The organism is Pseudomonas mohnii (assembly GCF_900105115.1).
Taxonomy (GTDB): Bacteria; Pseudomonadota; Gammaproteobacteria; order Pseudomonadales; family Pseudomonadaceae; genus Aquipseudomonas; species Aquipseudomonas mohnii.
This window is the reverse complement of record NZ_FNRV01000001.1, coordinates 718,076-733,247: the sequence shown is the minus strand read 5'-3', so window position 1 is coordinate 733,247 and position 15,172 is coordinate 718,076. Positions and strand designations below refer to the sequence as shown.

13 protein-coding genes are annotated in these 15,172 nt (G+C 60.8%); 11 read left to right on the top strand and 2 right to left on the bottom strand.

Annotated elements, in window-relative coordinates; translation table 11 throughout:
- The first annotated feature begins 8 nt into the window (after positions 1-8).
- The 9 genes from BLV61_RS03210 (at position 9) to BLV61_RS03170 (ending at position 9,376) form a co-directional block, all read left to right on the top strand.
- Positions 9-485: an acyl-CoA dehydrogenase gene (locus tag BLV61_RS03210; RefSeq protein WP_090462461.1), complete on the top strand. Its 477-nt coding sequence runs from the start codon at positions 9-11 to the stop codon at positions 483-485.
- On the top strand, positions 485-1,888 hold the full coding sequence (locus tag BLV61_RS03205) for an LLM class flavin-dependent oxidoreductase (RefSeq protein ID WP_047529996.1): 1,404 nt from the start codon (positions 485-487) through the stop codon (positions 1,886-1,888). Before BLV61_RS03210 ends, BLV61_RS03205 begins: the two co-directional genes overlap by 1 nt.
- 290 nt (positions 1,889-2,178) lie before the next feature.
- A complete protein-coding gene (locus BLV61_RS03200) occupies positions 2,179-3,084 on the top strand; it encodes an AMP-binding protein (protein ID WP_090462459.1) in 906 nt (301 codons plus the stop codon).
- Positions 3,081-3,857, top strand: a complete 777-nt coding sequence (locus tag BLV61_RS03195) for an ABC transporter ATP-binding protein (protein ID WP_090462457.1) — start codon at positions 3,081-3,083, stop codon at positions 3,855-3,857. The genes BLV61_RS03200 and BLV61_RS03195 overlap by 4 nt, the downstream gene beginning before the upstream one ends.
- A complete protein-coding gene (locus BLV61_RS03190; protein ID WP_090462455.1) occupies positions 3,857-4,738 on the top strand; it encodes a branched-chain amino acid ABC transporter permease in 882 nt (293 codons plus the stop codon). Before BLV61_RS03195 ends, BLV61_RS03190 begins: the two co-directional genes overlap by 1 nt.
- A gap of 4 nt (positions 4,739-4,742) precedes the next feature.
- Positions 4,743-5,792, top strand: a complete 1,050-nt coding sequence (locus BLV61_RS03185; protein ID WP_047529988.1) for a branched-chain amino acid ABC transporter permease — start codon at positions 4,743-4,745, stop codon at positions 5,790-5,792.
- Positions 5,793-5,819: 27 nt separating this feature from the next.
- A complete protein-coding gene (locus BLV61_RS03180) occupies positions 5,820-7,160 on the top strand; it encodes an ABC transporter substrate-binding protein (RefSeq protein ID WP_090462453.1) in 1,341 nt (446 codons plus the stop codon).
- A gap of 3 nt (positions 7,161-7,163) precedes the next feature.
- A complete protein-coding gene (locus tag BLV61_RS03175) occupies positions 7,164-7,931 on the top strand; it encodes an ABC transporter ATP-binding protein (protein ID WP_047529984.1) in 768 nt (255 codons plus the stop codon).
- A gap of 14 nt (positions 7,932-7,945) precedes the next feature.
- The gene (locus tag BLV61_RS03170) at positions 7,946-9,376 is read left to right on the top strand and encodes an FAD/NAD(P)-binding protein (RefSeq protein WP_090469713.1); all 1,431 of its coding nucleotides are present in this window, start codon (positions 7,946-7,948) and stop codon (positions 9,374-9,376) included.
- 695 nt (positions 9,377-10,071) lie between these two features.
- Here the strand turns inward: BLV61_RS03170 and BLV61_RS03165 are convergent.
- Positions 10,072-11,004 (bottom strand): cation diffusion facilitator family transporter, encoded by a 933-nt coding sequence (locus tag BLV61_RS03165; RefSeq protein WP_047529982.1) that lies wholly within the window; start codon positions 11,002-11,004, stop codon positions 10,072-10,074.
- Between the two features lie 460 nt (positions 11,005-11,464).
- Positions 11,465-12,838 (bottom strand): nucleotide 5'-monophosphate nucleosidase PpnN, encoded by a 1,374-nt coding sequence (ppnN, locus tag BLV61_RS03160; RefSeq protein ID WP_047529980.1) that lies wholly within the window; start codon positions 12,836-12,838, stop codon positions 11,465-11,467.
- A 214-nt stretch (positions 12,839-13,052) separates the two neighbouring features.
- On the opposite strand from ppnN, the gene BLV61_RS03155 reads away from it, so the two are divergent.
- Together BLV61_RS03155 and BLV61_RS03150 are read left to right on the top strand one after the other, a co-directional pair.
- On the top strand, positions 13,053-13,580 hold the full coding sequence (locus BLV61_RS03155; RefSeq protein WP_090462451.1) for a DUF3087 domain-containing protein: 528 nt from the start codon (positions 13,053-13,055) through the stop codon (positions 13,578-13,580).
- A gap of 36 nt (positions 13,581-13,616) precedes the next feature.
- Positions 13,617-15,170 (top strand): sensor domain-containing diguanylate cyclase, encoded by a 1,554-nt coding sequence (locus tag BLV61_RS03150; RefSeq protein WP_090462449.1) that lies wholly within the window; start codon positions 13,617-13,619, stop codon positions 15,168-15,170.
- The last annotated feature ends 2 nt before the right edge of the window (positions 15,171-15,172 follow it).

Sequence of the window (15,172 nt, the reverse complement as noted above, 5' to 3'; positions counted from 1 at the left end):
AGCTCAGCATGAACGCCTTGACCCAACCGATTGCTACCGAACAACCCTTGTCCAAAAGTCAGCACGACCTGCACAACGCCCGCAGCCTGCTCGAGGCCACCCTGCGTTTCGTCCGCACACAGGCTCAACCCTGGGCCGGCAGCGGCTTGACCAACGCCAGCGAAGACCCTTACGTGATCAGCCGTTTCGGCGACGTACAGATCCGCATCGAAGTCGCTGCCGCACTGCTCGAACGCGCCGAAGACTTTGTGAACAGCCATGAAGACGCCACCGAAACACGCATCGCCATTGCCGAAGCGCACCTGGCCAGCGCCGAAGCCCTGAGCACCGCGAGCAACGCCGAATTCGAACTCACCGGTCAACGCACTGCGCTGCCCGGTTCGCTGCACGACCCGTTGCGCTGGAAGCTCCAGGTCATCGGCAACTTCCGCCTCAATGGCATTCATCCCCCAAGTTCTCCAATCTCCATAAAGGAAGCCGTTTGATGGCCCGTGAAATTCGTCTCAACGCCTTTGACATGAACTGCGTCGGCCATCAGTCGCCGGGATTGTGGGCACACCCACGGGACCGCTCATGGCAGTACAAGGACCTGGAATACTGGACCGACCTGGCGAAAATCCTCGAGCGCGGCAAGTTCGACGGTTTGTTCATCGCCGACGTACTGGGTATCTACGACGTTTACAACGGCAATGGTGATGCGGCGATCCGCCAGGCCGCGCAAGTGCCGGTCAACGATCCGTTGCAACTGATCCCGCCGATGGCGCTGGTGACCGAACATTTGGGCTTTGGCCTGACCGCGTCGCTGTCGTTCGAGCATCCGTATCCGTTCGCCCGCCGCCTGTCGACCCTCGATCACCTGACCAAGGGGCGCGCGGGCTGGAACATCGTCACTTCGTACCTGGAGAGCGGCGCGAAGAACCTCGGGCAGAAATCCCAGACCGAACACGACGCCCGTTACGACTACGCCGAGGAATACCTGGAGGTTTGCTACAAACTGTGGGAAGGCAGCTGGGAAGAGGGCGCCATCCTGCGCGATCGTGCGCGGCGGGTGTTCAGCGATCCGAGCAAGATTCACGAAATCCAGCACGTGGGCAAACACTTCCAGGTGCCGGGTATTCATCTCTGCGAGCCCTCGCCGCAAAGGACCCCGGTGCTGTATCAGGCCGGCGCCTCGAGCCGCGGCAAACAATTCGCCGCTGAACATGCCGAGTGCGTGTTCGTCGCCGCACCGTCGAAAGTGCTGCTGAAGAAAACCGTTGCCGATATCCGCCGGCGTGCGGCGGAGGCGGGGCGCGATCCGAGGAAGATCCTCATCTTCAACCTGCAAACGGTGATCCTCGGCGAGACCGATGCCAAGGCCAAGGCCAAGTTCGAAGAGTACAAGACCTGGGTCAGTTACGAAGGTGCCATGGCCTTGATTTCCGGCTGGACCGGCATCGATTTCAGCCAGTTCAAACCCGATGAACCGCTCAAGCATGTGCACACCAACGCCATTCAATCCGCAGTGGAGGCGTTCTCCAGTGCCGATCCGAACAAAGTCTGGACCCCCAACGAACTGGCCGACTGGGTCGGCATTGGCGGCTTTGGGCCGTTGTTCGTCGGCAGCCCGGAAACCGTGGCCGACCTGTTGCAGGAATGGGTTGAAGAGACAGACGTGGACGGGTTCAACCTGGCGTATGCGCTGACCCACGAAACCTTCATCGATGCCGTGGAATTGCTGGTGCCCGAGTTGCAGAAACGCGGGGTCTACAAGACCGAATACGCCCCCGGCACCTTGCGCGAGAAGCTGTTTGGTGAAGGGCCGCGATTGCCCGAGATCCATCCAGGCAGTGGCTATCGCGATCTGGCGGCGTTGCGTCAGCAGGAGAAGAAAGTCGTGTCTGCCTAGCGCCCGAGCACGCCACCGACAACATCGATGTCACCTGGCAGGACGCCATCGCCGGCAAGCCGGCTCCCACAGGAAATTGGCTGTGCCCCGGATTTCCGGTTCAGCCAGTGCCCCCTGTGGGAGCGAGCTTGCTCGCGATGAGGCCGGCACAGCCAACATCGATGTCACCTGGCAGGACGCCATCGCCGGCAAGCCAGCTGCCACAAGGACAGTGTTGTTTTAGAGATTGCGTTAATTCTTCAGCCCAGCGGACCACCGCACGCTTTTGCCCATGACAGAGAGGTCAACCCATGAGCGTGCACGAACTCAAACGTCCGCCGATTGCGGACACCACGGAGTGGCGGGTCAATGTGCCCCAGGCCCTGGAGCATCTGCGCCATTGGGCGCAGGTCACCCCCCTGCAGCCAGCCTTGCGGCACAAACGGCACGGACAGTGGTTCATCTGGCGCTGGATCGACGTCTTGCGGGATGTCGAACGTCTGGCCGATGGCCTGCGTCGGCAAGGAATCGATGAGGACTCGCGGCTGGCCGTCAGCGGGGCCTTCGAACCGAACCTGTTGCTGCTGGCCCTGGCCACCCGACAGGTGGGCGGTGAGGTGCTGGTCGTTGCGGACAACCTCGATGCACAGGCGCTGCATAACGTTCTGTGGCGCGCGCGTCCCACTCACGCCTTTGTGTCGGGCCGGCAGGCGCAGCAACTCTGGCTCACCCAGGGCCAGTCACTGCTCGACTTCGACCAGTTGCTTGGCCCGGTGGAAACCCCGCAACGCCTTCGCCTGGGGGTATTCGGCGGGCAATGGTGGAGCGAAGAGGGCACCGAGTGGCAGGCCGGCCTGACGGTGTTGTTCGAGCAATGGTTAAGCCGCGGCCACACCCTGGCCTTCCCGGAAAGCCCCGGCAGTGCCAGCCGCGACCGTCGCGAAGTGGCGCCGTCGGGCTTGCTGCTGTCCGCCGGGCGTTTGCACGTGCTGGCCGCTGAGATCGACAGCCGTCTCGCCCCGCCGGGCACCTGGCGCCGACGTCTGTGCGACTGGGCCATTGCCCATCCGGAAAGCGGTCCGCAACGCCTGATCAAGCACCGCGTTCGCCGTTTGCTGGGCTTTCACAACCTGCACTTCATCTGGCAAGCCACACGCAGCGCCGAGTCTCCAACCGAGCCGACCTGGCTCGCTGAATTCAAACGGGACATCGCATGAGCTCGACCGATTCCATTCTGCAAGTCAGCGGCATTTCCCTGTCCTTCAAAGGCGTCAAGGCGATCAACGAGCTCTCGTTCGACGTTCGCCGTGGCGAGATCTGCGCCTTGATCGGCCCCAACGGTGCGGGCAAGAGTTCATTGCTCAATGTGCTCAATGGCGTGTATCGCTTCGATGCCGGTTCGATCGTGTTCGAACAGCAACCGTTCAAACGCATCGACCCTTTGAGCGCCGCACGCCGGGGCATTGGCCGCACGTTTCAGAACAACGCGCTGTTCAAGAAAATGAGCGTGATCGACAACCTGCTCACCGGCCTGTCGCGGCATCTGCGCAGCAGCTTCATCGAGCAGGCATTGGGCCTGCCGCGAGCCCGCCGTGAAGCGCAACAGTTCCGCCAGCAGGCACAGGGCGTTCTCGAGTTCCTCGAACTGCAGGCTCAGCGCGATGTGCCGGTGGGCAATCTGTCCTACGGCCTGCAAAAACGCGTGGAGCTGGGCCGTGCCTTGATTGCCGGCCCAAACCTGTTGCTGCTCGACGAACCGCTGGCCGGGATGAACGCCGAAGAAAAACAGGAAATGGCCCGGTTCATCGCTGATATCAACCGTGAGCTTGGCACCACCGTGGTGTTGATCGAGCACGACATGAGCGTGGTGATGGGCCTGTCCGACCATGTGGTGGTGCTCGATTACGGGCGCAAGGTCGGCGACGGCACGCCCGCCGAAGTGCAGGCCAACCCCGAGGTGATCGCGGCGTATCTGGGAGTGGCGCACTGATGACGTTTTTCTTCGAAACCTTGCTCGGCGGCTTGCTCGCCGGGACCATGTATTCGCTGGTCGCCATTGGCTTCGTGCTGATCTACAAGGCCAGCGGTGTGTTCAATTTCGCCCAGGGCGCCATGCTGCTGTTTGCCGCGCTGACCTTCGTCAGCCTGCACGATCAAGGTGTGCCGTTCGCCCTGGCGCTGGCGCTGACGGTGGTGGTGATGGTCATCGGCGCGCTGCTGATCGAACGCCTGGTGCTGCGGCCGCTGGTCAATCGCTCGCAGATCACCCTGTTCATGGCCACGCTGGGGCTGTCCTTCATCATCGAAGGCCTGGCGCAGGGCCTGATGGGCTCGCAGGTGCGGGCGCTGGATCTGGGCATCGATGATGTGCCGCTGTTTATCGGCGGGATGATGGTCAGCCAGTTCGACCTGATCGCCGCTGCTGCCGCCATTGTTTTGGTGACGGTGCTGGCGCTGTTGTTCAACAAGACCCGTATCGGCATCTCGCTGCGTGCGGTGGCGGATGACACCACCGCCGCGCTGTCGATCGGCATCAACCTCAACCGTATCTGGCAGATCGTCTGGGCGGTGGCCGGGGTCGTCGGGCTGGTGGCCGGGTTGCTCTGGGGCGCGCGGCAAGGGGTGCAGTTTTCCCTGTCGCTGGTGGTGCTCAAGGCCTTGCCGGTGTTGATCATCGGCGGCTTCACCTCGATTGGCGGGGCGATTGTCGGTGGGCTGATTGTCGGTGCGGCGGAAAACCTCGCCGAGGTCTACATCGGCCCGCTGATCGGCGGCGGCATCACCCCGTGGTTCGCTTACTTCCTGGCCCTGGCCTTCCTCTACCTGCGTCCCGCCGGCCTGTTCGGCGAGCGCGCCATCGAGCGAGTCTGAACCCATGTCGATTTCCCTTACCCGCGAAACCGCACCGGCGGTACTGGTCCAGCGGCGCTTGCCGTTCGCACTGATGGGCCTGCTGTTGATCGCGTTTGTCGTCGTGCCGCTGACCGGCAACGATTATTGGCTGAACGCCATTTTGATTCCGTTTCTGGTGCTGTCCCTGGCCGGGCTCGGCTTGAACCTGCTCACCGGCTACACCGGGCAGACTTCGGTGGGCGCGGCCGGGTTCATGGCGGTCGGTGCCTTTGCCACTTACGGGTTTCTCCTGCGTTTGCCTGAGGTCGGGCTGCCAGTGGCCTTGCTCGGTGGCGGCTTGATCAGTGCCTTGGTGGGCTTCGTCTTTGGCCTGCCGAGTTCGCGAATCAAGGGTTTCTACCTGATGGTCAGCACGCTGGCGGCGCAGTTTTTCCTGGAGTGGCTGTTCGTCAAGTTCCCCTGGTTCTACAACTACGGCTCCTCGGGAACGATCACCGCGCCGAGACTGGCGTTGTTCGGCCATGACCTGAACACACCGCTGGGGCGCTACCTGCTGACCCTGAGCACGGTGCTGCTGTTGACCTGGGTTGCGCTGAACCTGGTGAAAAGCCAGATCGGCCGCAACTGGATGGCCATCCGCGACATGGACACCGCCGCTGCCGTGATCGGCATTCCCGTGGCGCGCTACAAACACCTGGCGTTCGCCGTCAGCTCGTTCTACCTCGGCATTGCCGGCGCGTTGTGGGCCTTCGCCTACCTGGGCACGGCCAGTGCCAGCAGCTTCGATATCAATCGGTCGTTCCAGATCCTGTTCATCATCATTATCGGCGGCATGGGCAGCATTGCCGGCAACTTCGTCGGCGCGGCGTTCATCAGCCTGTTGCCGATCCTGCTCAGCCACGCCGGGCAAGCCTTGCTCGGGGGCGCGGTGGATGCCGGGCAGTTGCAGAACCTGCAAAAAATCATCTTCGGCGTGCTGATCATTCTGTTTCTGATCAAGGAACCGGAAGGCCTGATCCGCCTGCTAAGCAACCTTCGTGAACGGCTGAGCCATTGGCCGCTGCGCTTCTGAATCCCACCCCTTAATTAGAGAGACAACATGCGTGCATCCTTGAAACGTTCCCTGATCGGCGCCGCGCTGACGCTGGCGGTTTTCGGCAGTGCTGTACCGCCAGCCATGGCCTCGCCGGACCAGCAGTTCTTCCCGCTGGCCACTTACCGGGTCGGCGCCTACGCCTCCAGCGGCGTGCAAGTGTGGGCCGGGATGATTGATTACCTGAACTACATCAACGAGGTGGAAGGCGGCATCAACGGGGTGAAACTGGTCTGGCAGGAATGCGAAACCGAGTGGACGGCAGAGAAGGGCATCGAGTGCTACGAGCGCTTCAAGAAAGGCCTGGATGGCGCGCCCGTAGCGGTCTATCAGCCAAACGGCGCCCCGGCGGCCTACGCCCTGAGCGAGCGTGCGGAAGTCGACAAGATCCCGTTGATCACCTTGGGCTACGGCCGCACCGAAGCCACCGACGGCACGGTGTTCCCTTATAACTTCCCGGTGATGCTGACCTTCTACAGCGAGGCGTCGAGCCTGATCAATTACATCGCCCAGCGTGAAGGCGGGTTCGACAAGCTCAAGGGCAAGAAGATCGCCACGGTCTACCACGACTCGGCCTACGGTCGCGAAACCCTTGGCCCGTTGAAGTTGCTGGCCGAGAAGTACGGCTTCGAAAACATCCAGATTCCGGTGGCCGATCCGGGCAACGAGCAATCGGCGCAATGGCGGCAGATCCGTCAACTCAACCCGGACTGGGTGTTCCTGCGCACCTGGGGTGTGTCGACGCCTGTCGCGGTCAAGACCGCCGCGCGTTTCGGCTTCCCGGTGGACCACATCGTCGGCGACATCTGGGCCAGTTCCAGCGAAGACGTGCTGCCCGCCGGCGGCGCCGCCAAGGGGTATCTGGCGCTGACGCCATACCCGGCCGGCACGGATTTCGAGATTCATAAACGTCTCAAGCAATACATCCTCGACAAGGGCAAGAGCGACCTCAAGGACCTGAAGAATTTCGGCAGCGTCTACTACAACTCCGGGCTGGTGAACGCGGCGGTGGCGGTGGAAGCGATTCGCACCGCCCAGGCCAAATTCGGCAAGCGTCCGCTCAACGGCGAAGAAGGACGCTGGGGCCTGGAACACTTGAACATCGACGATGCGCGGCTCAAGGACATGGGCTACTTCGGCCTGATGCAGAACCTCAAGCTGTCCTGCAAGGATCACGAGGGCGGTGGTTCGGCGCGGGTTCAGCAGTGGGACGGCGCCAACTGGACGCTGATCAGCGACTGGATCGCCGCCGACCGCGCGCTGCTGCGGCCGTTGATCGACGAAAAATCCGCCGCGTTCGCCAAGGAAAAAGGCCTGACGCCACGCACGTGCACCGGAGATGAATAAGCCATGAACCAGGCCACCAGCGACATTGCCGCCCCTGACCTGTTACGGGTCAACGACATCGAAGTGATCTACGACGGCGCTATCCTGGCCGTGGCCGGGGTGTCGCTGACCGTGCCCAAGGGCGGCATCGTCGCCTTGCTCGGGGCCAACGGCGCGGGCAAAAGCACCACGCTCAAGGCGATTTCCGGGTTGGTGCGCGCGGAGCGGGCGCAAGTCAGCCGCGGCAGCATCGAGTTTCTGGGCCGCGATACCGCAGGCGTCGACCCGAGCCTGCGGGTGCGCCAAGGCATGGTGCATGTGCTGGAGGGTCGCCATGTGTTCGCGCAGTTGACGGTCGAGGACAATCTGCGCAGCGGCGGCTTTGTCCGTGGTCTCGGCCGCCAGGACATGGCTCGGGATCTGGAGCGCATCTACACCTGGTTTCCCCGCCTGAAAACCAAGCGCAAGACCCAGGCCGGGCTGACGTCCGGCGGCGAGCAGCAGATGGTCGCCATCGGCCGGGCCCTGATGACGCGTCCTACTTTGGTACTGCTCGATGAACCGTCCATGGGTTTGGCGCCTATTATCGTCCAGGAGATTTTCGAGATCGTCGCCCAGCTCAATCGCGAGGCGCAGGTGAGCTTCCTGATTGCCGAGCAAAATATTAATGTCGCGCTCAAGTACGCCTCACAGGCCTGTGTTCTCGACACCGGCCGGGTGGTGTTGTCCGGCAGCGCCGAAAGCCTGCGCACGCGGGACGATCTGCACGACTTCTATCTAGGCAAACATTGATCAGCGAGAACGGCATGAGTGAAACCCCAAGCGGACAGGCGACCGACGCCATCCGCCACGCAGACATTCTGATCATCGGCGGCGGCCTCAGCGGCACGATGCTGGCGGCGCAACTGTTGCGGCTGCCGGGCAAGCGCCGGGTGCTGGTGATCGAGCCCCGTGCCGAACTCGGCCGCGGCGAGGCCTACAGCGCCGTGGAGCTGGGCCATACCCTCAACGGCAATGCGGCACGCATGAGTGTCGACCCGGACAATGCCGACGACCTGACTCAATGGCTGACCACCCACATCGCTGGCGGTGGCTGGCCGGAATCGGACGAGCAACACGTGCCGATCAGCGAACTGTTCCCGCCTCGGGGCCTGTTCGGTCTGTACGTGCAACAACGTCTGGCCGAGGCGCAGGCGGTGGGCGCGTTGAACGGTTCAACGGTGGAGCATGTGCGGGCCGAGGTGGTGGATCTGCAAACCGATGCGGATTCGGTGCGGTTGACCTTGAGCGATGGCCAGCGCTTGCAGGGTGCTTTCGCGGTGCTGGCCACCGGGATGTTCCCTGCTGCGCGCACGCCGCAGACCGAATCCAGCGGCTTGAATGCGGCGGCGCTCGATCCTTGGGATGTGGTGGCCATGGGGCAGCTCGATCCGTATTCGACTGTGCTGATCATTGGCTCGGGCCTGACCATGGTCGATGCCGTGGTGTCGTTGGAGCAGGCGGGGCATCGCGGGCCGATCGAGGTGTTTTCCCGGCACGGCCTGCTGCCCCATGTGCGGCGACAACCACCGGCCTGGGTCGATTTTCTGGCCGAGGATCACAGCATTCGTACGCCGCGACAGTTGGTCCGCGAACTGCGTCGGCATTGCCGCGATGCGATCGCCCAGGGCATCGATTGGCAAGCGCCACTGGACACGGTGCGGGCGCATATCGGCCGCTTGTGGAGTCAGGCCACCGATGTGCAGCGCCGGCAATTCGTGCGACACGTGCGCCCCTGGTGGGAAAGCCATCACCACCGCTCGCCACCCTTGAGTGCTGAACTGGTGGAGCGCTTGCACAGGGAAGGGCGGTTGCGCATCCAGGCGGCGTCGTTCAAAGGGCTTGCGCCTTCCCGGGGCGGTGAGGTGGGCATCCACATTCGCCGCCGGGGCGAGGCTGACACGACTGTCGTCAGCGGCGCCGCGCTGATCAACTCCAGCGGCATCGAATATGACTGGCGACGGGTGGCTCGGCCATTGCCACAGCAATTGCTGGCACGGGGATTGATCCGGCCGGGGCCTCTGGCGCTGGGTATCGCCGCGCAGGCCGATGGTGCGGTGCTGGATGCCGACGGCCGGCCTGCCAGCCGTCTGTTCGCCATGGGCCCCCCATTGCGCGGGATGTGGTGGGAAAGCACCGCCGTGACGGACGTCGCCAGCCAGGCCAAAGCCCTGGCCGCACGACTGGCTGCACCCTGAACGAACAAACCCCGCCATGTCGGCTTTTGACGCGGGATAAAACAAGCGGTCAGGGAAACGTTGTTCCGGAAATGGGCTAAGCGGGATGAATTGGAGGGGCGTGGGGTACGGCGAGTCAAGAGGGGAAGGCGGAGCGCAGGGCCACGAAGCGAGGTCTGGTCTGGAAGAGGCGTAGGCCTGCCAGCATTGAGGGCGGTAAAAAGCGACGCAGGCCCCATCCCTTGGGGGCTGCGCCTGCGGCTTGTTACGCCGTGGTATTTATACGTGTGCCGATCGAACCTGAGGTCGCTTTGGTCTGCTCGACTTCGCCCGGTTTGCTCCCGTCATGATCGCCGTCGCTATCTATTTGTACCGTCGGGGGCTTTTGGTGTTTGATGGCTGGGGTTTGTGGCAGGGTGATATGGGTCGAAGAACTTATTGCCGATGTCATGTTAATCCCCTTAAGGAGCAGTAGTTTGAGTGGGTACTATCGGCATCTTATTTTAAATATTCAGGGTATTTGGCACGAGATCCACTCAATTAAATTAAGTGAGATCGGTTCCCAGTCATTAGTTGGCCTGTGTGTTTTAGAAAGTTGTAAGGTGTGAAAAAAATGTGATGCCTCTGTGAATAATGGGGGGTTTGTTGTAACGGCTTTAATACAAACACTTGAGTGCTCGCCAGGCCGTCACTGTCCAAAGATGCGCTGTCAGTGATCAATGATCGAGGTCCGGGCGCTGCCAGGGATCAACGTGCGTCATCAGGTTCAAAACGCGGTGCCTTCGCATGACGTTCTCCCGGGCTGCAACGGCGATGGCATGACCGTGCTCAACGGTAATCGAGGCATCTACTTCTATGTGAGCGTCCACAATGATCATGTCGCCCATTTTTCGAGTACGTAGATCATGTACCCCTTTAATACCTGATGTTTGTTGGAGCGTATCGCGGATAGCTGCGATCTCTTGCTCATCCGCAGCACGGTCCATCAGGTCGTGCAATGAGTCCCAGGTGAAGGTCCAGCCCATTTTGGCAATCATGCCACCGACAACCAGCGCAGCAATGGGGTCAAGAATCGGATAGCCCGCCAGGTTTCCGGCAATGCCTATCCCAACCACCAGGGAGGAAGCGGCGTCGGAGCGCGCGTGCCAGGCATTGGCAACCAACAAGCTGGATTTAACTTTTTTGGCGACCCTCAGCATAAAGCGAAACAACAACTCCTTGGCCACCAACGCTGCCAGGGCAACCCACAACGCAGTCGCATGCACCGTCGGAATGGATTCGGGGGTTTCAAGCTTTAACACCGCAGAGCCAATCATGCCGACACCCACGATCAACAGCAGCAGTCCCAATACCATGGACGCAGCGGTCTCAAAACGCAGATGCCCATAGGGATGACCTTCGTCGGCATCCTGCTTGCTTTTATGGCTGGCGAACAACACGACAAAGTCAGCGATCAGGTCGGATAAGGAATGAATACCATCCGCGACAAGTCCCTGGGACTTAGATAGCAATCCAACGGCAATCTGGGTAAGCGAAAGTACAATATTAACGATGACACTTACCCATGTGCATCGGGAGGCTGCCGCTGCACGTGCGAGTTGACTGTAACCCTCGTCCTCAGACTCGTTGGAGAACTCTTCGTGAATCATTACTTATGCCTTTAGTTGAGATTGATACTCGTTGTATTACACGAGCAGCAGGGGCGCGGTGATAGCGCTATTTGAATAGCCCAAAAGCATAATGCTTGTAAGAATCTTGGCGCAAGAACATACGGAGTATTAATCAAGCGACGTGCAGGAAATAAGACTGGGTCGTGGAGTATAAAGTTGTAAATGCTAATATTTCACGTACTCAAACTTATTGGGTTTGGGTAAATTTGATGTTCCAAGTGGGGGTGAGCTGCAGGCGAGTTGGTAGCGTTTGCAAATGACCGTTTTTGGCCGTTCTTTGCCGATTCCTCCTATTCAATCCAAAGCCGCCATCAAGCCGCGATCGCGAGTTGTCTCGATCTCTCCGCGTTATCCGGTGGCGCCTGATTCATCTGTGCCTGGAAGCAACGAGCCGAAGCAATGGCTTCGGCTCGCGATCCAACAGTCTGGATTAACTGGCTTATGCAACCACTTGATAACACGGCACATACGCCGCGCCGCCGGGCAGTTTCATCCGGTGCTGGGCAACGAAGGCCTTGAGCAACAGATCCAATGGCTGCATCACCGCCGCATCGCCCCGGATCTGGTAAGGCCCGTTTTCTTCGATCAGGCGGATGCCCTTGTCCTTGACGTTGCCGGCAACGATGCCGGAGAAGGCGCGGCGCAGGTTGGCGGCGAGTTCGTGTGGCGGCAGGTCGCGGCTCAGTTTCAGGTTGGCCATGTTTTCGTGGGTCGGGTCGAACGGGCGCTGGAAGCCTTCGTCGATTTTCAGCAGCCAGTTGAAGTGGAACGCGTCATTGCGCTCGCGGCGGAACTGCTTGACCGCTTTGAGGCCCTGGGTCATCTGTCGCGCGACCTCGGCAGGGTCGTCGATGATGATTTCGTAGTGTTGTTTGGCTGTCTCGCCCAGGGTGGCGCCGACGAAGGCGTCCAGTTGCTCCAGGTACGGCGCGGCGTGTTTCGGGCCGGTGAGGATGACCGGGAAGGGCAGGCCCTTGTTGTCCGGGTGCATCAGGATGCCGAGCAGGTACAGGAACTCTTCGGCGGTGCCGGCGCCGCCCGGGAAGATGATGATGCCGTGGCCGACGCGGACGAAGGCTTCCAGGCGTTTTTCGATGTCCGGCAGGATCACCAGTTCGTTGACGATCGGGTTCGGCGCCTCGGCGGCAATGATGCCCGGCTCGGTCAAGCCCAGGTAACGACCGCCATGGATGCGTTGCTTGGCGTGGGCGATGGTGGCGCCTTTCATCGGTCCCTTCATCACGCCGGGGCCGCAACCGGTACAGATGTCGAGGCTGCGCAGGCCCAGTTCGTGACCGACTTTCTTGGTGTATTTGTATTCTTCGGTGTTGATCGAGTGGCCGCCCCAGCACACCACGATCTTCGGCTCGACGCCGGGGCGCAGGGTGCGGGCATTACGCAGCAGGTGGAAGACGTAGTCGCTGATGCCCTGGGAGGTGCTCAGGTCGATGCGTTGGCTGTCGAGTTCGTTTTCGGTATAGACGATGTCGCGCAGGGCGCTGAATAGCATTTCCCGGGTGCTGGCGATCATTTCGCCATCAACGAAGGCGTCGGCCGGGGCGTTCAGCAATTCCAGGCGTACACCGCGGTCCTGTTGGTGGATGCGGATTTCGAAGTCTTTGTAGGCTTCGAGAATGGTCTTGGCGTTATCGACGTGGGCGCCGGTGTTGAGGATGGCCAGGGCGCATTGGCGGAAGATGTCGTAGGTGCTGCCGGATCCGGCTTCGCTCAGTTGTTGGACTTCCCGTTGGGAGAGGGTTTCCAGGCTGCCTTTAGGGCTGACCGAGGCGTTGATTACTTGTCGTTGGGACATTCAATGATCCTTAAAACGATGTCATTCCCACAGAAACAACGAATGACATCCGAATAGTGTGTATCCAAGAAAGAAGATGGCACTGATTGTACGGTCTCGCCACGTCCCCATTTGACGATAAAAAGATGAAAAGGAGCCCCAGCATAGCTAAATCCCGCGCAGAGGCGATAATGCCCACTATCTTTTTCCCCGCGACTGAAGGAAACCCGACGCAATGTTCGAAATCCAGCCGATGAACGCCGAAGCCTATCGGCAACAAACGCGGCGCAGTACGGTGATGATTGCCTTGATTTTCCTGGCGCTGGCCATGGCGCTGTCGACGTTGGCGGTGGCGGTGTTTGGTGAGCCTGGCGGGGACAATCTTCGATTCAACATTGGCGGCGTGTTTGCCGCAGTGCTGGTGATGGTGGCGCTGATGCGCCAGGTGTTCTGGACCCGGCCATGGATGGCGCCAGCGGTCTACAGTTGGCAACTCAAGCGCAGCCTGATGAGCATCACCAATGTCATGCACCATGTCACGACGGCGGTGGAGGCGGGCGATCCGACAGCGATGAAGCTGCTGCGCTTCTATCATCTGGGGTTGAGCCAGATGCATCAACTGGACGGGAACTCCAGCGATCATGGGCAATTGAACCGGGAAATGGAGCAGCACAAGGCGCGGATGGACGCGTTGGGAATCGATACCGAACAGACGCGGCTGGATCCGGCCTGGATAGAGACCGTGAAGCAGGCTTCGCGTTAGACGCCGGCGTCTTCACACGCATTAAAGGAGCGAGGCATGGGGCATCCCTCCATTTTCGAGCACATTGAAAAAAATCGCTCCGGCGTCGCGAGGCGCAAGAATCGCTCGGCCGTAACGCTGATGGTTGCCGTGTGCCTGTCGATGACGGTGATCGTGATTTGGGAAGCCTGGAGTTCGCGTCAGTACCATCTGCATGACAAGGAAGTGGCCATGTCCAACCTTGCGCAGACCCTGGCCTCGCAAGCGCAGTCGTCAATCAAACAGGCTGATACGCTGCTGTTCGGGTTGGTTGATCGCCTGGAAAACGAGGGCGTCGGGCCGGGGCAGCTGGATCGCCTGCAACGCTTGCTCAGCGCCCAGCGCAATGAACTGAGTCAGATCCACGGCCTGTTCGTTTATGACGAAAACGGGCGCTGGATCGTCAATTCGAACGGCGCCGAAGTGGGGGGCGCCAACAACTCGGACCGTGAATATTTCATTTACCACCGTGACCATCCCGACCTTGGGCCGCACATTGGACCGTCGATAAAGAGCCGTTCCAGCGGCGAATGGATCATGACGGTCTCGCGCCGGGTCAATCATCCGGATGGCCGTTTTGCTGGCGTGGCGCTGGCGACGATCTATCTCAACCACTTCCTGCAGCTCTACGACAGCATCGACATGGGCGATAACGGTGTCATCAACCTGATCGCTGACGATGCCAGCATTATCGTGCGGCGTCCCTTCAATGAAGCGGATATCGGCACCAGTCTGGCCAAAAGCGCACTGTTCACCCGGTTGTTGCCCACCGCCGGATCAGGAACGGCTTCGACCAGTTCCATCATTGACGATGTCGAGCGAGTCATCGGGTATCGGCGGGTCGAGGGTTATCCCTTGATCGTTTTCGCCGCGCTGGACAAAGCAGAAGTTCTGGCGGGCTGGCGCAGGCAGTCCTTGCTCAGCGCGGGGGTCGTCTTGCTGTTGCTGGGGTTTTCCGGCGTACTCGGTTATCGCCTGATCAAGTTGATGAAACAGCAGGATCTTGCCCGGATCGAGCTGCTCGGCACCCAGGACAAGCTCCTTGAACTCAACCGCAATCTTGAGTTGCTGGCGCTGGAGGACGCATTGACGGGGCTGGCCAACCGTCGCCAGTTCGATTTGTTCATCCACTCGGAAATGGGGCGCGCGCGGCGCAACGAGACGGGCCTGGCGCTGCTGATGATCGATGTCGATCATTTCAAGGCATTCAACGATCAGTATGGCCATCTGGCCGGTGATGAGTGCTTGCGCAGTATCAGTGCAATCATCATCGACAATATCAAGCGCCCGGGTGACCTGGCGGCCCGGTTCGGTGGCGAGGAGTTTGCCGTGGTGCTGCCTGGCACCGATTACGTGGGGGCGTTTCTGGTGGCGGAAAATATCCGTCGCGCGGTGGAGGCGGCCGACCTCGAGCACAGTGAAAGCCCCGAAGGCAGGGTGACCGTGAGCGTCGGAGTGTGTGGCTACAATCCGGCCTTACAAGCGCAGACCGAGGATTTGATCGGTGCCGCCGACAAGGCGCTGTACGTGGCCAAGACCAGCGGGCGCAACATGAGTGTGATTGCCAACTGACA